The following is a 20140-nucleotide window of genomic DNA, read 5'->3' as shown; positions in this document are numbered from 1 at the left end:
CCCTCAAAATAGCTTTTGTTTACCTTGCAAAATGCCAGGGAGACTGATTTTCACATTCGTCTCTCCTTCGAGCGGATCGAAAGGCTGATGACTGGAAAGCCATTTTCCAAGACGGTGCTGCTCTTGTTTCATCGCCAGTTCATCCTCTGTGATCCATTGCAGCGTATTTGTTGGACACACGGATGCGCACATAGGAGGTATTCCTTCTTTGGTACGGTCGTAACAGAGGTCGCACTTGTACATCAAATTCTGCTCTTCGTCAAATTTCGGGATACCGTACGGACAAGCAATCGTACAGTTCTGGCAGCCGATGCATTTCTCTACCATCGCGGACAATACGGCGCCTTCCGGCGTAATCTGTATCGCTTGCGCCGGACAGCTTCTGGCACACGCAGGATTAACGCAGTGCAGACACATAAGCGGTATCGTTTGCCGGTTCACAAATGGATTGACATCATATACATAATTGCGGTTGCGCTCATCATGGCCGCCGCACTGCGTGCATGCCGCCAGACAGCTCCGGCAGCCAATACAGTTATCCATTTCGATATAAAGTAATTTCTTCACCGTACTGCCTCCCCGCCAACTGCGATTTTTTCAATTTGAGCCGCACAAGCCTTAAACTCAGGCATACGGGACATCGGGTCCAGAGCAGGAATGGTTAATAAATTAATCGACTGCTCGTGACCGAAATGGTATGGAACAAAAACGGTGTCCTTACGGATCGCTTCAATTATCTTCACCTTAAAATGCGCCTCTCCGCGCCGCGTGAACAATCGCACGAATTCATCATGCTCAATGCCGTACTGCCTTGCTGTTTCCGGATGAACCTCCACATAAGGCTCCGGACACATATCATGTAGGAATTGTATTCTTCGTGTCTGATTCCCGGATAGATAGTGATAGACTACCCTTCCCGTTGTTAAGCGAAGCGGATATTGCTCGCAAGGCTCCTCGGCCGGGGGACGGTAGGGAAGCGCGCAAATTTGGGCTTTCCCGTCCGCATGGTAATATTGCTGATCAAGGAACATGTATGGCGTTCCTGTATCGTCTTTATCCTTGCAGGGCCAGAAAACACCATTTTGCTTCTCAATTTTATCCCATGTCGCGCCGTAGTAATCCGCATATCCGCCTTTGGAGGCTAATCGGAATTCCTCCGCAACCTTTGCGGCCGACGTTAGATGAGAGAAGTATTTGCCGCGGCCCAGCCGCTGCGCAAGCTCGACCTCAATTAACCAGTCCGGCTTCGATTCGCCAATTGGCTCCTGGGCTTTGTTGATTTTAATAATTCTGCCTTCCAAATTGGTTACGGTTCCTTCATCCTCCGACCATGTGACGGAGGGAAGCACAACATCGGCGTATTCGGCCGATTCGGATAAGAATATGTCCGCACAAACCATAAAATCTAAATTTTTCAATGCCGCTTTGACATAGTTTAAATTAGGCGCCGATACCGCAGGATTCGAACAGAGCAGGAACAGGCCTCTGATCGTTTTATTTTGCATTAAATCAAACATTTCATAGGCAGATACCCCAGGCTGCGGCATTTCTTCCGGCTCAATCCCCCATACGCTGCATACCTCTCTAACATGCTTCGGATTCGTTATCTTGCGATAGCCCGGCAGCGCATCCGCCTTCTGGCCATGCTCGCGCCCCCCTTGGCCGTTTCCTTGTCCCGTTAGCGTAGCAACGCCCGATTTGGGACGACCGATCTTCCCCGTAACCAAGCACATATTGGTGTAGGCCGATACATTATCCGATCCTCTGGTCTGCTGCTCAATTCCGCGGGCAAACATAACGATCGCATTCGGCGCCTTTCCGTAAATCTCTGCCGCGCGAATCAATTTTTCAGGCGCTACGCCTGTTATTTCACTCGTATATTCCGGCGTAAACTTGCTTACGAGCTCCTTTGTTTCTTCGAAGCCGTTCGTATGAGCCTGAACGAACGATTCATCCGCATAACCATTCTGAATAAGAAGATTAACCATACAGTTCGCCAGAGCCAGATCGGTTCCCGGCTTAAGATCCAGATGAATATCAGCCCGCCTCGCGAGCGGCGTCTCCCTCGGGTCTACAACAATCAGGTAGCCTCCGCGACTTTGCACCTCCCAAACCCGGAACATGGATGTAGGATGACATTCCGCCGTGTTGCTGCCTGCGATAAACAAGCAATCCGTTTCGTGAATATCCGTCCAAGGCAGCGTAGAACCGCGGTCTACACCAAAGCTTCTAAGAAATCCTGCCGCTGCGCTCGACATGCAGAAACGGCCGTTATAATCAATGTAGCGCGTCTGCAGGGCGACCCTTGCAAACTTTCCGGTCAGATAGCACTTTTCATTCGTCATCGACACACCGCTGTATACAGATAACGAATCTTTGCCATACTGAGCCTGCAGCGCTTTAAATTTATGCGCGATCAGATCGTAAGCCTCTTCCCAGCTTGCTTCCCGAAACCCTTCCTTCGTTCCTTTCTTCGACGCGTCATCCCGGATCAATGGCTGCAGCAAGCGGTCATCATGGTTCGTCTGCTGATAAGCCGTAACCCCTTTAGGACACATTTTGCCCAGTGTCACCGGCCAGTCATATCTCGGCTCCACACCGATGATGGTGTTTTTATCCGTATCCACTCTTAAATTCATACCGCATTGCATGCCGCAATAGGAGCAGTGAGTCGGAACTAATTTTTCTTTAGGATGATGTATGTTTGGTATTTCTTTATAAAATTTATCCTTTAGCATTCTGGTTGGCCTCCTTGACCTTGATCTGGTGGGTAGCGACTCCCGCGAATCTCGACATGCGGTATTTGCGTCTGCAAGGTAGGCACAGCTCAGCTAGGTGAAAACCGTCCTTCATGGCAAACTCGATATCATTTTGCTTCAGCACTTGAATGACATCGCCCGATTGCTCCGCAGACACGAAGCCGGTTCCGCACACCTTGCATGCCTTCATCTGCTGCTTGCTATAATGCTCGCGATAGTTTTTCGCGAACACGCTGAGCGGACGGATTGGAATATGCGCTAGCTTGCCGAAAGGCAAGTAAATCAGTGTCAGGATGACAGACCACTGGTGAATCAAAGTGATGACCGGATGCCCCCATCCATGAAGGAAGATATTGCTGCCGGTCAGCATTAAGCCGGTAATACTAATAAACAGAAGCAGGTATAGCGGAAGAAAGTCATAAACGAATGTTTGTTCCGCTCTTGCCTGCATATTTTTGATGCGGCGGTACAACGCCATGCATACGCCGGCAATGACCATAAACGCTGTAATATTTAAAGCATTGTAAAAGAGAAAGGCAATCCACCCGTCGGCCTTCACCCTCATTAAATCAAGTCCGAAACCGACAACTGTATACGTGCCGTTGTCATCCATCGTGAAATACATCCATCCGAAGACCAGAGGAAAAGTAACGAATGCTGAGAGAATGCAGCCCCAGCCTAGCAGTACGTGCTGCGTCCAACGATACACACCGCGATTCCAAATGAAACGATAGGTAGCCAAATGCTCGACCGAGGTTTGCGGAGTGCTCTTACGAAATAACAGCTTGATGCCCTTCTTAATGATTAATTTGGTTGGAGGCCTCTCTGCCCAGGCAATAAAACGATAGAAGAAACCGCCAATAAATACGATTGTACCGACCATATATCCATACAGCGCCAGATCGATATGCGTGAAAAACCGAGTTCCGATATAAACTAGGACAAGAAGTGACACTATCGTCAGAAAGTACATTTTCGCAAGTTTTGTTGCAAAGGCAATTTTCATAGCAAATTCTCCTCGTCTTTATTTTCTATACTCATTAAACCATCCGTCGCACCTTAATCGCTGTGAGGTTTATCACATCAGGGCCGATCTGTGATTAGTGTTCAAAAAAAATACAATTTCTCCTCAGCTATCAGAAGAAATTGTATAAATGGATGTGTTGACCGGCTCCTACTCATTTCTCGTTTAAAGCGCCTCGGCCATACGAGGAAACAGGATGTTGTTTTCGAGATGGATATGCTCAAACAAATCCGATTCGAGCTCCTCTAGCTTTTGGAAGGTTAGCGTATAGGTTCGGCATGCCTCCGCCGGCAGCTCATATTGATTCGTTATTTCTCTCATTTCCTTCAGAATATCGCCAACGCCGCTGTGATCAGCCTCAAGATCATTAATAGCTTGGAACGCTTGCTCTTGAAGCGCCCCTGATGGGCTTTCTTCATATTGCCTGATTAGAGGGAATACAACTTCCTCCTCTGCAATTAAATGCTGCTCAAGCTCTATTTTCATTTGATGGAAAAGTCGGTGCAACCTGGCAAGCACATCTCCCTGTGTAGGGCCATGAACACGAAGAATCTTGGTCGTAAATTCGCTTAACAACGGGAGTTCTTTTTGCAAATAGGCATGATGCGTATTTATTACATAATCCATTAATTCGCTAGAAGATTTTTCGAGCCAATCCACTCTGCGATCTTTGTTTTTATTTGCCTCATCGTAATTCTGATTTAGCTTTTCAAGAAATAGATCTTCCTTCGTATCCTTTTGTCGAAGCACTTCTAACAGTGAACGATTTCCACCGCAGCAAAAATCAATGTTGTACTCCTTAAACAAGTTACTAGCACCCGGGAAAATTGTTACAATATCACCGATCTTCTCAGTACCATTAAATGAGATTAGCATAGTACACCTCCAAATGAGTTCGAAAACTAAATTCCTGTTTAAGCGTTCGCTTAGATTCTGATTATAGCCTGATCAAAGTACCGACTCTGTGATAGGCATCACATCTTCTACGGTTTCCTCCCCTATATGTCTTAAACATAGGCTGCAACCTCTCTATTCGGTGATTATTGTCTATACCTTTATACCCCCAATTATAATCAGCGCTCCGCAGTACTACTGTGAGCCATATCACTCTTTCAGAACTCCGCTATAAATTCCTAAATTATCTGCATAATAAAATGCAAGGGCTTAGCCCCCCTTCTAAAGCAGCACGATTACATTCCCGTTAAAGTGACAGAAATCACATTCATTCCAAATGCCTGTTGGTATACTGAGTACAGTTGGAGGTGCTGATATGACAAAAGAAAATGAGCTTAACAAAATGAGGGAAAAAATAGAAGCGCTTCGCCTGGTTCCTTTATTTCGAGAATTGACGCAGGAGGAGTTGGAGTGCATATGGGATATTTCTATCCAGAGAGGCTACCGTAAAAGAACAGCGATATTTACGGAAGGAAGCAACAAAGAGGCCGTCTATTTCATTCAAGACGGGCTAGTCAAAACGTTCAAAACGGATCAGAATGGTCATGAGCATATCGTATCTTTCCTTAGAACGGGCGACATGTTTCCGCATACCGGGTTCTTTAATCAGACTCCATACCCCGCAACCGCAGAAGCCATCCTCCCGACCCAACTCCTCGCGATTCCAATTCAGTCCTTTGAGAAGCTTATAATGGATACCCCAATGATCGCTATCAAGGTCATGCGAGTAATGAGCAGGAAAATCAGAGACTTGCAGGAAAAGCTGCAGGAAATTACGGGCCACGACGTACACGATCGGGGACTGCTGTTCTTATTGAAGCTTGTTGAAAACTATGGCATGGTCAAAGACAGTGTTATCCATGTGGATGTTCCATTGACCAACCAAGAGTTCGCCAACACGATCGGGACAACAAGAGAGTCAGTTAACCGGTTTATCAATCAGCTACGCAAGGAAGGTATCTTGGAGCCGCATCGAACCGGTTATACGATACTTGATTACGAGGCTTTAAAAAAATGGTCGCACAAGTAGGGCAGCCGTCCTATCCGCGATGCAACCATTTTTCGCCGCTTCCGTCAACGCAACAGAATACTCTCCTCAATTGAAGCACAAGGTCATATTTGAAACCTTTAATAAGCTGCAGCCACCCGAGGCTATGCTTTTGATCAATTTCTAATTACAGGAGAGAAATGAAACTGCCATTTCATTATTTGGATCCAAGGGATGAACCGGTTTCCTATCAGACTATCAAGTCATTTTCTGACTTTATAGCAATGGCTTCTTGTAAAAGTCGTTGAAGAATAGAAGCAAACACTGAAATTACCGTTGATGCAAAAGTGAGCATTAATCCCAAGCTAATAAAACCTGTGATATCCTCACCTTTACCTGCAAACAATATAACTCCAGATATTATTCCTGCTGCAATCAAGGTACTAATGGTGATCGCGCAATATTTTATATACTTCAACGTTCTAACAGATAATTCCGAGAAGGCTTTGTTCTGGTCGATATTACTTAAAAGCTTTAAAGCCTGATACAAGGCAAGGAAAAACGGTGTTATCGTTAAATACGCACCGATCAGAAAGGGATACTGCAAATAGGCAGTCTCTGGATGCGCTGCTGCATCTTTAGCGGCTATCCCAGGCAACCCAAATATACACAAAGCGAGAACTGGAGTTCCTATTATAAAAACAGCTATCTTTAAAAAGAGTGTTGAACCCTGTTTCATAAAAAGCACCTCACCGCGAGTTCTCGTCACTTTTGTATTCTAAAATATCTCCAGGCTGGCATTCTAATGCTTTGCAAATTGCTTCTAAAGTTGAAATCCTAATTGCTTTTGCCTTTCCATTTTTCAATATAGAAAGGTTAGCCATCGTTATTCCAACTCTCTCCGAAAGTTCTGTTACGCTCATTTTCCTTTTAGCCAACATCACATCAATATTGATTATAATCGCCATGTTATTCACCTCAAACCGTCAGGTCATTTTCTGATTTTATATCTATGGCATTTTTTAAAAGCCTTTGAAGAACAGCAGCAAAGACTGCAATCACCATGGAGGCAAAAATCATAACCAATCCGATGACTATGATACCTGGGGCATCGTCCTTCTCCGCGATAAGATAAAAGAGTGGCATGCCTACTACATACAAGCCGCTGATTGAGATTGCACAGTATTTTATTTTCTTTAACGCTAATACAGATAATTCCGAGAAAGCTATGTTCTTGTCAATATAGCTTAAAAGTTTAAAAGCTTGAAACAGAGCCAAGTAAAAAGGTATCGTCATTGCATACAAATCAATAAAAACGAGATATTTCAAATATGCCATATCTGGATACAATTCTACCGCAAACTTCCCTATCTCGGGCACCAGAAATATGCACAAAGCAAGAACCGGGATTCCAATAAGTATAACCGCTATCTTCAAAAAGAGTGTTGTTCCTCGTTCCATAAAAAGCACCTCACTTAATTATTGTCAACTTAATTTTAATACAGCGTTTATCGTTTTGCAATATATAATTACTGAATATAGTTATATTATTGTTGTTACAAAAATATTCGTTTAACTTTACACAAAAATAAAAGCATTCCTCATTAACGAGAAATGCTCTATTCCTTGCCGTTCTCCCTCATTTGTTACGGTTAGTCCTCAACATGGATCGTTACCGCTTGATCCGTACTTTCATTTGTGAAATCCACCGTCCAAACCGATTGCTCTTCGTTATATTTGGCTTCTTTAATTACAGGCAGCCAACCATCAGCCGTCGCAATCGATTGTTTGTACTCGTTGGTAGCCAGTGCTTTCCGAATAGCTTCCTCTTCTAACATTTTGGCTTTGTCTGGTTTTTTGCTTAGGATAATGATGACTTCCTCTGCTGAGCTATCTCCAGGGTATTGAGAAGTGGTGGGTCCTTCAATCACTTTAACTTCGACCTTCTGACCAATCTTTACTTCAGGAGGCACATTTGAGTACCATGATGCGGCATAGTGAAAACTTTCTCCCCCTTGTGCACCATAGTCTTGAACATTCGGGTCCACAACGAGAATTTTCCCGTCCTTTTCCTTAACCACATACCCAACCATTGCGGTAACTACTCCACTAATTGTAACTTCAACTAAATCCGCGCCATATTTATTCATTAATTGAGATTTCTGCTCTTCTGTTAGATGGGCTTCCACCAATACTTTTTGTTTCTTAATATCAGAGCTAATTCCCCAACCACCACGCAGTCCCATACTTTTTAATGTGCTGGCTATTTCATTCTGGACATCATTTTGTTTTTCTTGAGCGTGCTTAGATACACGAAATTCCACGTAATCGCCCATTTCGACTTCCAAAGCGGTCTTAAGTTTTTTCACTTCTTTTGCATCAGGCTGCTCCAAAAGAAAAACAATCTTCAACTTGTTCTCTGAATCATCAATGTAGTATACGCCGAATGTTTCAAACGCTGTAATATCAGAAAAGATCTCCTTTATCGCTTTTTCAACGATAGGAAGGTACTTGCTTTCAAAGGCAACACGGTCTTCCATGTTGATCTCAGCATTTGAAACAGTTTTAGTAACTGCTTTTGATGGTTCAGAATTAGCGCCGCAAGCCGTCAACATGCTCACAATGACTGTGCAATAAAGAATGAGCTTGATCATTACGTCCCTCCTGATTATCCTCTTGTCGCTATAGACGCTAGACCAATAAGTAAGGTTGCGATGAGTGTCATTGAATAGAGTTTTTTACAAAAAAAGAGCAGGCCGCCTTAGCGCCTGCTCAACTAAATTTATAACCTCTCACTGTCATCCGTTTGTGCCACGATCACCTTAACTCCTAGTGCCCGAATCCGTTCAATCGCTTCTGGATCAGCATCCCAGTCTGTAATTAACAAATCTAAATCTTCTATTTGCCCTGCCTTCGCAAAACCATCATTACCAAGAGTATGGTGCGTTGTAATGCCAATACGGCGACGGGATGCAGCCGAGACTGCTCGTCCAAAAGCTGCTACTTCTGGGGTAGCTACAAATATTCCTTCTTCCGAGATACCGCCTCCGGTAGCGAAGCTGATATCGAACTTAAATTGACGAACCCATTCGTTCGCAAGAACATCTGTAATATTACCAGAAGGTTTTACAAGACCACCAATTAAATAGGTGCTTATCCACTCTCGTTCACGTAATACATCGGCTACCCGCATGCTATTGGTTACGATAGTTAGCGGCATATGGTCAGGTAAATACTTCAATAATACGTATGAAATCGCGGCACTGCCAATAAATACGGTATCATTTTCACGAATATAAGATACAGCTAGTTTAGCAATCGCATTCCCTTGCGCTGTCCCTTCTCCGTATCTCTTTTCTGGGGGCTGAGCGGATTGACGGACTTTCATAGATGGTATTGCCCCGCCGTGCGTTTTTTTGAGTAATCCCTTTTCTTCCATAATGGTAAGATCACGTCTGATCGAATCAATAGAAATTTGGAATTTCTCCGCCAAGTCTTTGGCTAATACACGGTTTTCTTGCTGCAGCAGCTCAAAAATCTTCTCCCTGCGTTCTTCTGCAAACATCCCTGAACTTTCTTCCGACATGCCCTTTCCCTCCTGAACAGTCTTTTTTCACCTAGGATAATCCAATTATATTCGGTTATGTTCATTTTATCAATAAATAAATATCGTTTTCGTTCATTTAATTGCATTTTTATTCAGTTTAATTCTTATGTAGAAAAAAAACAGGATATGCTCGGATTCAGGGAATCGCGAACAATCCTGCTTTTTTATGATGGTGTTGCTGCTTTACTTAAGAATCCGATAAATCGTTACGGCTGCTTGAGCGCGAGTAGCTTGTCCATGCGGATTAAAGCTGCCATTGCCCATTCCGTTCATGATGCCCGATTCGAAGATGGCCTGAACGGCTGCTTGCGCATAACCGGAGATAGAAGCCTCGTCTTCGAATGTCGATTCACCTGCTGCCGGCTTCAATTGAAGGGCGCGGAACAGGATGACTGCCATTTCTTCGCGCGTAATGCTGTCGTTAATGCCAAAGCTGCCGTCCTTCTTGCCGTTGACGATGCCAAGCTGCTGTGCGGCTAGGATCGCATCGCTATACCACTTGTCTTGCTGCACATCGCTGAAGGAAGATTTGCCTTCGGCATCAGCAGGAGCGATGTCCAGTGCGTTCATCAGCATGGTAGTAAATTCAGCCCGTGTAATTTGGCTTTGCGGCTTGAATACCCCTGGTGCAACGCCATTAATGACTTCTCTAGCTGCCAAAGCCTCAATGCTATCCTGTGCCCATTGCAGCTTTGAGATATCATTGAACTTCACTACGGCATGCGCGGCCGTGATGCTTCCCAGCTGGTTTAGCTGGAATACGACCGTTTTTGATGCTGCATCGTATTTGCTGTTTTTCACTACTTTCAACTTGCCGTCTTCCGTAATGAAGTAAGCGACGATTTGATTAGGGTTTTCTCCTGCTTTCAACTCGTAAGGCAGTTGCACGGATACTTTATCTTTGCCTTTGATCGAGTTAACGGCAGCGCCGTCAGTCTTCAGTGCGATATTATATACCGGATCGCTTCCGATTTTCGCTTGCGCCGCTTCTGTAAGCTTGGATAGGTCGGCTCTTGTGATCGATACTTCAAGTACTTTTGTATCTTTACCGATTAGATGAGCCAACTGCTCCGGAGTCAAGGTCAGGGTTGCAAAGCCTGTGTCGAGCAACACGGTATTCCCTTGTTGCGCCGCTGAATTCAGCGCGTCTGCAGGCAGGTGAATCGTTACGCCATTCGTTTGGGACGCAGACTCCAGATTGACTTTAACGGTGATCGTTTGATCTGTGTTTTCTGCTGCTTTGTTCATGTCGGAAGCGCTCAGGTTTACTATTACATTTCCGTTTGCATCCGCTTTGACATTCGCGTTTACGTTGCTGCCCGAAACTTGGATATCAGGCTTGACTGCCGGAGGGATCGTAGTCGGCGGCCCCGTTGTTGGCGGTTCCGTTGTCAGCGACAGGTCGTCTACATATAGATCGTCCAGAACGATATAATCGTTGACGACGCTCTTCGGCATAACAAGCGATTCGAACTGGATGTACGTATCTTCGCCTTCTGTCGTGAATGTCAATAATACTTCATTGAATTCCTTGCCATCCGTTGTTTTGGTCAGCACTTGAGAAGTAAGGTCCGTGCCGTCCGCGTTTTTGACAGACACTTTGTACATACCATCTTTCAACGTGTCATACTTAAAGCCGACTTTGTATTCCGTATTCGGCTTGAATTTAAGCGTAGATGGCACGGTACGGAACAGCTTTCCTACGTAATCCGTTTCACTCGATTTAAGCGAGAAGATGCCGTCCAATACATAGTGCATATGCTGCAGCGTATTCGGATCTGTATCCTTCTCGACCATGTGCGTTTGTCCGCCGCTTGGTCTTTGGTAGAGGAACGGTCCCCAACCCTCCGAGACATTCTCGAAATCTTCGAAATAAGCATGGGTGCCTTTATCCGTATGACCTGGATGCTCCCAAACGCGAACGTCATCGAAAATCACGCTGCTAGTCGGACTTGGAGTCGCGGTTGCGTCTACATTCAGGTACAGCAACGCGCTGCCGCTTGCATCCGCCGTGAAGTCTACCTTCATCCGCGTAAATCTCGTATTTTTGAACTTATGCGGCTCTTCTTGGTTCAGCATCGGCTGGTTCTCAATGTAATGATTTACTTCCTTATCGCCGTAATCTTTGACGCCAATCGTCGCGCGCTGCTTGCCGGCGTTGCCTGTAGTCAGCCATACGGAAGCCGTATACGTCTTGCCTGGCTGAAGGCCCGTTAATTTCTGGCTGATTGTAGCGTCCTTGCCGCCTGTTACGTGAAGCAGGTTGTTGAATCTATCGTCTTGTACGACTGTGACATGGTCGGTATTCGGCTGCTTCGATTCCACTTTCCAATCTTCAAATTTGCCGCTGTCGAAGCCAGGGTCTGCTACAGGCGTACCTTCGCCCCATTTGCCCGCATCTTCAGCTTTGCTCGCGTCGGCTTCGGTTTTGAAGATGACATAAGGAGTATTAGCATCCGCATCAACTGCCACCTTACCATTGGCAACGTTAAGCGTCTCTTGACGCTCTTTGCCGGTTTCCGTCAGCTTGTACAGCTCGACAGTTGTTTGTCCGCTCCAGCTGTTCGGCAGCTCCCACTCAGTGCTTCCGCCTTTCGGATTCCAGTGATAAATTTTGGTTTCGTTCTTAGGATCCCAAGGGAGGAAGACAAGGCTTTCAGCCTTCGTATCAAGCTTTCCGTCCTCTTTCACGACAATATCGGAGATTGCGACGACTTTGCCGTCTTTGTGCAGTACACCTTTCTCCTTGCCGTCCACAGTTTCCAGCTTGACTTCTACATTTCCGTCGAATTGAATTCGGTTTTCTTCCCACTTCATGATCGGGAAATATTGCATATACTTAGTAGGTAAGTTCTGGTTGTAGAAGACGGATACACCTTCCTTGATGCTGGTACGGTTCTGCCAAGTGCCAATGCCAGGCTGTTGAACACCTTTGAGCAGCCTGCTCAATTTGGCGCTGTTGGCCGGGAATGTATCTTGCGTTTGGTTTTTGATGAAACGAAGAATTTGGCTGCCGTCGCCGCTGCTTGGGTAATACAAGTCTGTCCCCCAATGCGTCCAGACGGTATCCGGCTCCATTGGTCCGCTAAATTCTGTAGCAACCGTCCAGCCATTGGATTGGATCGTCTTGGCCAGTTGCTTGGCATGCCAGCCTGCGCCGGAATATACGTCCACATATACCCAGTCCAGCTTAGGCACATCTTCCTTCAGCTTGGCGAATCTGCTTGCAAGCTCTCCACTGGTCAGATCTTTCATTTGATCGACATAATACGCTTGGTCGAGCCAGCCCCAGCCAGCGCTAAGCGGCTTATTGAGGTGATCGTAATTGGTGCCGAAAGCATCCAGCATGTATTCCGTCACGTTGACATGGACGCCGATTTTCAAGTTGTAGTCTTCGCCTAGCTCTGTCAGCTTCCTGAAATCTTTGACGCCGCCTTGGCGAATGCCAGTATGGCCGCCTACATCTGGGTGACTGTCGTCGTGGCCTTCGGCCTGATAGCCTTTCAGCAAAATCATTTGGCCGAAGCCGTCGTAGAAGTTGTATAGCTTCTTGGCATCGTCCAACGTGCGCATGAACGGATTTTGGGCCAAGCTGTTGAAGTTGAAGCTGATATACGACACGTTGTCTTTAATGTCTTCGCCGCCTTGCGGGATGTCCATATGCTCGCGGAAAGCGATCGCCGCATCCTGCCAATCGGCCGTATTGTCATTGTTGGCATCCTTCGTCAGGATGATCTTGGCGTACATATCGTTTTGCGGCGGGAATTGCTCGTCGAGACCTTCTACGCCTCTGTACACCCAGCCGCCATTCCAGATCGAAACCGATGGATCGCCATTCGATGGTTTGTCTACGCCTACAATCGTTTTCGAAGGCGTCTCAATCACATTGTTGACAATGGTGGCGGAGAATTTGCCGTCGCTGATGAAGCTATAGGACTTCGCAGTTGTACCTTCTTTTGCCTCGGCAACCGAATAGAACTCTTCACTAACCGTGTTCCAGCCGCCAGAAGTTGTGGCTGTGGCCACTTTGGCTTGATCGCCCTTGAAGGTCACAAGCTTATGATTCGGGAATTCAATGGTCTGGATCGGATAAGCTGCAGGTTCGGAGACAACTTCCGGACGGAACGTCAGAACGTTGTCGTCTACGCTGAAGGTAGCTTTTAATTGAACCGGATATGTCGCATCCGAATTATCATCTGTCACTGTTGCGTTCAGCGAATATACGGCTGAGTTTTCATCCGGGTTCATTTGCACATCGGTAACCTTCGCAATGACATCTTCACCGTTGATGCGAATGGCGTACATGAAGTCGGACTGTCCCGCCACCGTCTCGTTAGAGTCTAGCCACGTATATTGGCGGACTGCCGGGTAACGGTTGTCCAAATCGACGCTAAGCTCATCGGACTTGATCGTAATCGGCTCATATACTCCTTCTGCAGGAGGCTGCAGCGGAATGTGCTTCTCTACCGACAATTCGTCGACTGTAATCGTCTTGGCGTCGAACCAGTTTCTAAAGCCGACTTTGCCTTCCGTTGTCGGAATATCTACTGTCGAGTTCGCGAACAGTTCTCCGTTCATCCAAGCTTTAACATTTTGGCCCACGAATTTGACTTTCAACGTATAGTCGGTATTCTTCTGAAGCGTCGGACCGCTATCCGTCAGGGTTCCGTAGGCATTGCCGTTCACCCATACCCACTTGCCGCCAACGTCATTGGCGATCATCGCATAGGAAGTTGGGCTTGAGTAACGGAACAGAAATCCAAGTCGGCCTAAATCGGAGCTTGTCCTAAATTTGACCGTATAGGTGCCGTCCGCAATATCCAAGCTTTCTTCGTCATAGATTCGCATATCGCCCGAAGTCGGAATGACTAGCGATCCGTCGGAAATCGTCGGTTGAGTTGGAAGCGCTGTGCCGTCTACACGATTCCACGTTCCTGCTTCGCCATCGTCATACGTCCGCTTGTACGAGGTTACTTCCTCTATAGGCGCGCCTTCTGTATATTGAAGGCTAATATCGTCCAGCCACAGCGTGTTGTCTCCCTCTAAAGAGACTGCGCCGATCGAACCTTCTCCTATGTAGAAGTCGTCCACTGTCCCGTCAAACTTCATCGTGTCGTCGATAAATAGCTTGTACTGCGTTCCTTCAAATTCCACTTTTAATTGATGCGTTTGATTGTCGACCAGCGGCGCATTGCTGGCAATGGATTTATTCACTTCTACGCCGTCTTTTTTGCCTTTCAACGACCAGTTGCCTTCGCCCTCATAATACACGGAAGTCCAGTTGTTATTATCCTTGTATTTGAACAATAAACCGAGATCCGACGCGGTCGAAGCTTTCACCTTAGCGCTGTACGTGCCGTTCACCGCATTGACGGGCGACTTCGTATCAGCTAGAAGCATGGAGCCGCTCTTCTGAATGCGGGCCGCCATGCCGGTCATTCCGGCAATGGGTTCCGCCATTTCAAAGGTCGAAAGGGCTGGATTCATTGCATTAATAAAAACGTCATTCGGACCATTTGTTGTGAAGTCCTCTTGGAACACGGTAGCCTTATTGGAATCGCGTACGATGAAATCGTCTACATAAAACTTTCTGGGGTTATTCCATGTATACAGTCCGACATTCCCTTCATCGAGCCCCATTATACCGCCGGTTCCATCTACGTTGTACACCTCCTTGTCATCCACGAATACGGTATACTTATCATCCTGGAAAACCAGCTTAACGGTATAAGTTTGACCAATTTTCAATGGTTCGGCGGTGTTCGCACTACTCCATTCAGCCACCTCGTTTTTAACCCCTTGATGGAACCATCCTGTGATGTCATAGCCAATCAAACTGAAATTATTCGCATCTTTATGGCGAATGATAAAGCCGAACCGCTCGAATTTCGAATCCATATTTATTTTGAATTCAATTTCGCCGTTCTTTAGGCTCAACTTCTGGTTGAGCATCAATTGAGAGATCGGGTTGGCCGAAATCTTCAGGGCTCTGCCGCTTATTCCGCTAAGCGCCGTGGCCGACGTTACGGTCGTATCGGCCGGTGTATCGTAGTCCTTCAGCATACCTGCCGTCATACTGTCCAATGTGTTGGTGTAAACGCTGTCAATTTGCGACAGCGCTGCCCCGGCGACTTGAATGCCGCCCGGCATCCCCGGTACCGCAGCTAATCCTGATGTACCCACAAGCGATAGGACAAGTGCGGTGCTTAATGTTTTTTTCATTGATTTCATGATTCTGCCTCCCTATTGAAGTGATTTAAAAAACCTTTTTTTTGACGATTCACACTTTCTTCCCCTCATTGTAACCGCTTAATTTTAGACCTAGAATTGATAATTTTGACAAAAAACACTACTATATTGACATTCCGACAAAAAATGCTTGGGAAACGTAATAATAGTTGGAATGCAAAAAACACGCCGTGATGGCGTGTTTAAAGTAACCGAAGTCCCTTTTTCCTTATTGGCACATAATAAAATGATTTTGCACGCCAGTATGGTTAGCGTCCAAACGAAGTACAATCTCAAACTGTTCTCTCGCCATTTCAGTATGACCGAGGCCTAGATGTCCGAGTCCCATCATGTATCGGCAGTGAACTTCATTCCGAATGTTCAGGTCGTCCTCAAACACAAGGAAGTCTGGCAAAGAAACTGCGAAATAATCAAACTTCATTTCATCGAATAAGTGCTTTTCCGCGTAATCAATCAGCTTATTGAAGCGGCGTTTAGCTTCTTTGTCATTACCCAGTGCACTCCAAGCCATTCCCTGATAGAAAATCATTTCCGGCGGTTGGTCGTTGTAGTACATTGCACTGGCCGGCTCCTCCAATCCTTGGGAAGCCATGTTGAAACATTCGTGTGCTTGTTTTGCCTCGTTTAAGCCTTCATGTGCGAGTCCAAGATAATAATAGACATTATTCTCCTGCGCCCCCGACAGCTTACCTTCTCCTAAATTATCTGGATAGACAAGTGCTTGCCGCAATAAATCAACCGCCTCTGCAAATCTCTTTTCGTTCAGAGCTCGCTTGGCCAGTTCAATATGCGCAAATACATGTTGACCAGTCACTTTGCCTTCGCCACCTTCCCAAGGGTGGAATTGGTGTGCACAGAGCGCTTGGACTGCCCTTTCGTGATAGCCTTGTGCATTCAGCAATGTAATATATTCCACGTAAAGATCATCGCGTTTATTAACTAATGCTCGATGCTCCTCAAGCTTGCCGAAACGAATCTCTGTCGCATACCCAAGCTTTTTATACAATTGATCAAGCTCGTAGAAAACGCGTGCATCATCAGGATTGCAAGTAAAAGCCTTCTCCATCGAAATAAGGGCGGAGGCTGCATCTCCACGTTTGTTATAGTAAGCAAGGGAGAGATTGCGGTGAACGGTCGGAAAATGGTTTTGAATTGATCGAGACGCTTCCCAATGTGTGATTGCATCCTCGTGTCTTCTTTTATCATAATAAAAATTGCCCAAGTAATAGTGTGCTTTGTCATCATTAGAATCAGCCGAAATCACACTCAGCAGCACTTGCAGATCAAATAGACTATTGGGGAAACAGTAATCAGGTGCTGCTGCCTTTCCAGCTTTTCTGTAGACCTGTGCGAATTCCGAATCCCCTGCTTTTTCATGCAAATAGCTAAGAGTATAGTAAATCATCGGATACGCGCCTGAATGGTTACCTGATACGATTCGATTAAGTACTTCAATCGCTTCCTCGAATAAGCCGCAGTTTGCATAATCGGATGCCAGATTCAAATAATTATGAGCATCTCCGCGCATGAGTCTCATAAGCTCTTCTTTCACTACGCTGGCAAGCACTTCATAACCTCTACCAGTAAGCGAAAGGAATCGTTCATTAGCTGAACCAAAATCAGTTATATCAAGCGCGAGTGTTTCTTCCACATAAGACAATGCTTCCTGAATCTGACCCTGCTTGCGAAGAAGCACAGCTTTCAGATGACGTGCTTTGTAATTTCGGGCATTGCGTACAAGCGAACGCTCAACTAGTTCTAGCGCTTCCGCGAATTCTCCTTTTTCGCAAGCGATCTGTGCAAGCGAGAAGTAGCCTGCATCCTGCCAGGCAGCAGTCCATGTCGATTTGTAAAGCATAGCAAAGGATTCTTCTAACCGTCCTTGAAATTTAAGTGCAACACCTAACTGATAGAAAGCTTCACTATCGTAAGGGTTCGGATTAAGCCTGGTGAGCGACTTCACCGCCGTACGGAAATGAGCTTCTGCCTCTGTGAACAGCCCTCGACGTAATAAGAGTGTGCCATATGCCACATTAATCCTGCTATCACTTGGATCACGCTTCAATCCTTCGAGATAGTAAGCTTCAGGTTCAAACGTTGCATGGCGATACTGCTCCAAATGCAATCCGGCCAAATATAGCTGCTCGTTTGTTTGCATTTCAGCTGGCTCCTGCAGTGGCTTAGCTGCATCCGGGACCTGCTCGATCGATGGTTTGGCAGGTTTATAACCAATAAGAAGATTTCCTTTAGCATCCAATATAGACACACTAAGGTCGTGCGGTTGATCATTCTCGTCAATCGTAATCACTGATTTGAACGTTTGAGTCGGAGATAGCTCCACGACTTCCATTAAATACGTACGACTGCTTCCTTTTAATTCAATTGTTGCACCCACGAATAAAGAGGTTGCATAGGCTAGCACAACAGCCTCACGAGTCTTCTCATCCACTTCTAAGTTAATCGCAGCATCAATAGAAGCATTTTTGACAACACCAATATTTTTATAAGGCATGAAATATTGTTTGAATGATTTTTCTTCAAACGGCTGTAGCCAAGTAAAGTCCGGTTGATTGTCTGTGTACACCCCGGTCATCAGCTCGATATAGGGTCCGTCTTCATCCGTCAAGCTGCGATCCCATGCTTGCCCAAATTCACCGTTACCCCAAGTCCATTGTTTCTTACCCGGTGAAATATGATGATTCGCAACGTGAAGTAAGCCCGCTTGAACACCATGATCATAACCACCGACGAAGTTATAGTCCGATTTATACGCCATATAGGATGTAGGAACCGGAATGTTCTTATAGCGTGAAATATCAACCCCAGAAGAATAATCCATTTTATAATACGTGCCTGTCGCAATTGGAAACTTTGAGACATCGCGTTTGCCGTGGTCAAAGACTGCCGTCACATCAGGCGGAAACACGGATTGTGTATTATCGTTAACTGCAACGGCTGGGTTTGCCCACCACAGAAAAGTTTGCGGCTCGGGTGTTCGATTATATAGCTGTGCGGAGATTTCCAAATAGGCTTTTCCAGGATATAGCGTGAAGCCAGCGGTAACTTTCGTACCATACATCCGGTCGATCTCATTCACCCAAACAGTAGCACTTCCATCATCATTTTCCGTTAGCTTGTATTCAACAGGACCATACGTATTAGGGCGGTGATGTTGAGGCCAGTTAAACTCGATACCGCCTGAAATCCAAGGGCCAGCTAAGCCAACCAATGCTGGCTTAATCACACGATTATGATATACAAAATCATAATTATTTGTTTTGTCTAGCGCGCGATAAATCCTTCCACCAATTTCCGGCATGATCTCGATTCGAACATATTCGTTTTCCAGGATTACGAGACGATATGACTGCATTTTTTTCTCATCTTCAATTTTATCAACAACCGGATGAGGGTATACCTTACCGGAGCTTCCTTGATAAACTCGCTTCTCTAGAAACATCGGATTTCGATCCGGCTCCCCGATGCCATAAGTCGGAATCAAAGTCTCTTCTTCCCATACTCGAACATTCTGACTCAACTTCATCACTCCCTTTTCTTGTTGTCTCTACTTTATCGTGCCCGAGGGTAAACACCAATTGACAATATGCTTAATGTGATGGATTATATTCTTATTATTCACTCGGGAGGTTTGAGGATGGTTAGTACCGGAAAGTCGGAGGGTTTTGAAGAAGAAAAACTGTTCGTTCTTCCCGAATATATGCAGACAGAATTATCTCATTCTGAACTGACGCGAGATTTATTCGTAAGCGATATTGGATTTTTCCCACACGCTCGTAATCACCTTAGGGAACGCCCCGAAGGAAGCAGCTCCCATATTTTCATCCTTTGTTCAGATGGGGACGGTTGGATTGAACTGAATCATCAGAAAGCGGTCCCTCTTACCCAAAACCAGCTTGTTGTCATTCCTGCTAACACGCCACACCGATATGGTGCATCCAATGATGCTCCATGGAGTATATACTGGTTTCATCTCCTGGGAGAGCACGTAACTGCCTTCATTCAAATGTACGGGATGGATACTAAGCCTGTCCCTCTTCCGATTGGTGCCCTTTCCGAGTTCAGAGATGTATTCGATAAATGTTATATGCTACTCTCAGATAAAACCTACTCATTAGCCGTCCATACGCACGTATCCCAGTCTATGCGCCAACTGATCAGCAGCATCGGTATTAGCGCTGGAGGAACAGCCAAAGACAAAAAAAGAGAGCAGTATCTAGAAATCGCCATCCGATACATGAACAATCATTTGGAGGATTCTATTAAGCTCTCTGAATTAGCCAATCATACCAACTTGTCTAAACAGCATTTAATTTTATTATTTAATGAAGCAACGGGATTCCCGCCGATCGAATACTTTCTTCGTATGAAAATCCAAAGGGCAGCTCAAATGCTCAGCCTTACGGGTCTGTCCATCAAAGAAATCGCCTCAAACATCGGCATATCCGATCCTTATTATTTCTCGAGACTGTTCAAAAAAATAACCGGCTCTTCCCCTTCTGCCTATCGGAACATTCCAAAAGGGTAACGTAGTTTTCCCG

13 protein-coding genes are annotated in these 20140 nt (G+C 45.7%); 2 read left to right on the top strand and 11 right to left on the bottom strand.

Features of this window, described 5'->3' with window-relative positions; genetic code table 11:
* Window positions 1-3: 3 nt before the first annotated feature.
* The 4 genes from AC0YN6_RS05440 to ric all read right to left on the bottom strand — a co-directional run bounded on the left by AC0YN6_RS05440 (window position 4) and on the right by ric (window position 4659).
* On the bottom strand, window positions 4-567 hold the full coding sequence (locus tag AC0YN6_RS05440) for a 4Fe-4S dicluster domain-containing protein (protein WP_475745638.1): 564 nt from the start codon (window positions 565-567) through the stop codon (window positions 4-6).
* Complete coding sequence (locus AC0YN6_RS05435; protein WP_475745637.1) at window positions 564-2738, bottom strand: molybdopterin oxidoreductase family protein; 2175 nt, start codon at window positions 2736-2738, stop codon at window positions 564-566. The genes AC0YN6_RS05440 and AC0YN6_RS05435 overlap by 4 nt, the downstream gene beginning before the upstream one ends.
* Entirely contained in the window at window positions 2725-3765 is a 1041-nt protein-coding gene (locus AC0YN6_RS05430) for a hypothetical protein (protein WP_475745636.1), read from the bottom strand. Before AC0YN6_RS05430 ends, AC0YN6_RS05435 begins: the two co-directional genes overlap by 14 nt.
* 183 nt (window positions 3766-3948) lie before the next feature.
* Window positions 3949-4659 (bottom strand): iron-sulfur cluster repair di-iron protein, encoded by a 711-nt coding sequence (gene ric, locus AC0YN6_RS05425; RefSeq protein ID WP_475745635.1) that lies wholly within the window; start codon window positions 4657-4659, stop codon window positions 3949-3951.
* 394 nt (window positions 4660-5053) lie between these two features.
* On the opposite strand from ric, the gene AC0YN6_RS05420 reads away from it, so the two are divergent.
* Window positions 5054-5767 carry a Crp/Fnr family transcriptional regulator gene (locus tag AC0YN6_RS05420; protein WP_475745634.1) on the top strand — a complete coding sequence of 238 codons (714 nt, stop codon included), beginning with the start codon at window positions 5054-5056 and terminating at the stop codon, window positions 5765-5767.
* Window positions 5768-5975: 208 nt separating this feature from the next.
* Here AC0YN6_RS05420 and AC0YN6_RS05415 read toward each other — a convergent pair whose 3' ends face one another.
* From AC0YN6_RS05415 to AC0YN6_RS05385, 7 genes are all read right to left on the bottom strand, one after another.
* Complete coding sequence (locus tag AC0YN6_RS05415) at window positions 5976-6464, bottom strand: DUF2975 domain-containing protein (RefSeq protein ID WP_475745633.1); 489 nt, start codon at window positions 6462-6464, stop codon at window positions 5976-5978.
* 10 nt (window positions 6465-6474) lie between these two features.
* Complete coding sequence (locus tag AC0YN6_RS05410) at window positions 6475-6693, bottom strand: helix-turn-helix domain-containing protein (RefSeq protein ID WP_475745632.1); 219 nt, start codon at window positions 6691-6693, stop codon at window positions 6475-6477.
* A gap of 10 nt (window positions 6694-6703) precedes the next feature.
* On the bottom strand, window positions 6704-7186 hold the full coding sequence (locus tag AC0YN6_RS05405; protein ID WP_475745631.1) for a DUF2975 domain-containing protein: 483 nt from the start codon (window positions 7184-7186) through the stop codon (window positions 6704-6706).
* A 191-nt stretch (window positions 7187-7377) separates the two neighbouring features.
* Entirely contained in the window at window positions 7378-8379 is a 1002-nt protein-coding gene (locus AC0YN6_RS05400; RefSeq protein ID WP_475745630.1) for a DUF3221 domain-containing protein, read from the bottom strand.
* 128 nt (window positions 8380-8507) lie between these two features.
* Window positions 8508-9290 (bottom strand): DeoR/GlpR family DNA-binding transcription regulator, encoded by a 783-nt coding sequence (locus AC0YN6_RS05395; RefSeq protein ID WP_475746261.1) that lies wholly within the window; start codon window positions 9288-9290, stop codon window positions 8508-8510.
* A 225-nt stretch (window positions 9291-9515) separates the two neighbouring features.
* Window positions 9516-15563, bottom strand: a complete 6048-nt coding sequence (locus tag AC0YN6_RS05390; RefSeq protein WP_475745629.1) for an endo-alpha-N-acetylgalactosaminidase family protein — start codon at window positions 15561-15563, stop codon at window positions 9516-9518.
* Between the two features lie 226 nt (window positions 15564-15789).
* Window positions 15790-19125, bottom strand: a complete 3336-nt coding sequence (locus tag AC0YN6_RS05385; protein WP_475745628.1) for a DUF5107 domain-containing protein — start codon at window positions 19123-19125, stop codon at window positions 15790-15792.
* A gap of 111 nt (window positions 19126-19236) precedes the next feature.
* Between AC0YN6_RS05385 and AC0YN6_RS05380 the strand changes: the two genes are divergently transcribed.
* The gene (locus AC0YN6_RS05380; RefSeq protein ID WP_475745627.1) at window positions 19237-20127 is read left to right on the top strand and encodes a helix-turn-helix domain-containing protein; all 891 of its coding nucleotides are present in this window, start codon (window positions 19237-19239) and stop codon (window positions 20125-20127) included.
* The last annotated feature ends 13 nt before the right edge of the window (window positions 20128-20140 follow it).

The organism is Paenibacillus sp. J22P15, from assembly GCF_056269345.1.
This window is presented reverse-complemented; position numbering and strand designations above follow the sequence as displayed.

What these genes read in the sequence shown, in the direction of transcription:
- AC0YN6_RS05435 (WP_475745637.1), bottom strand. Translation starts at nt 2,738, where the DNA reads ATGCTAAAGGATAAATTTTATAAAGAAATACCAAACATACATCATCCT.
- AC0YN6_RS05430 (WP_475745636.1), bottom strand. Translation starts at nt 3,765, where the DNA reads ATGAAAATTGCCTTTGCAACAAAACTTGCGAAAATGTACTTTCTGACG.
- ric (WP_475745635.1), bottom strand. Translation starts at nt 4,659, where the DNA reads ATGCTAATCTCATTTAATGGTACTGAGAAGATCGGTGATATTGTAACA.
- AC0YN6_RS05420 (WP_475745634.1), top strand. Translation starts at nt 5,054, where the DNA reads ATGACAAAAGAAAATGAGCTTAACAAAATGAGGGAAAAAATAGAAGCG.
- AC0YN6_RS05415 (WP_475745633.1), bottom strand. Translation starts at nt 6,464, where the DNA reads ATGAAACAGGGTTCAACACTCTTTTTAAAGATAGCTGTTTTTATAATA.
- AC0YN6_RS05410 (WP_475745632.1), bottom strand. Translation starts at nt 6,693, where the DNA reads ATGGCGATTATAATCAATATTGATGTGATGTTGGCTAAAAGGAAAATG.
- AC0YN6_RS05405 (WP_475745631.1), bottom strand. Translation starts at nt 7,186, where the DNA reads ATGGAACGAGGAACAACACTCTTTTTGAAGATAGCGGTTATACTTATT.
- AC0YN6_RS05400 (WP_475745630.1), bottom strand. Translation starts at nt 8,379, where the DNA reads ATGATCAAGCTCATTCTTTATTGCACAGTCATTGTGAGCATGTTGACG.
- AC0YN6_RS05395 (WP_475746261.1), bottom strand. Translation starts at nt 9,290, where the DNA reads ATGTTTGCAGAAGAACGCAGGGAGAAGATTTTTGAGCTGCTGCAGCAA.
- AC0YN6_RS05390 (WP_475745629.1), bottom strand. Translation starts at nt 15,563, where the DNA reads ATGAAATCAATGAAAAAAACATTAAGCACCGCACTTGTCCTATCGCTT.
- AC0YN6_RS05385 (WP_475745628.1), bottom strand. Translation starts at nt 19,125, where the DNA reads ATGAAGTTGAGTCAGAATGTTCGAGTATGGGAAGAAGAGACTTTGATT.
- AC0YN6_RS05380 (WP_475745627.1), top strand. Translation starts at nt 19,237, where the DNA reads ATGGTTAGTACCGGAAAGTCGGAGGGTTTTGAAGAAGAAAAACTGTTC.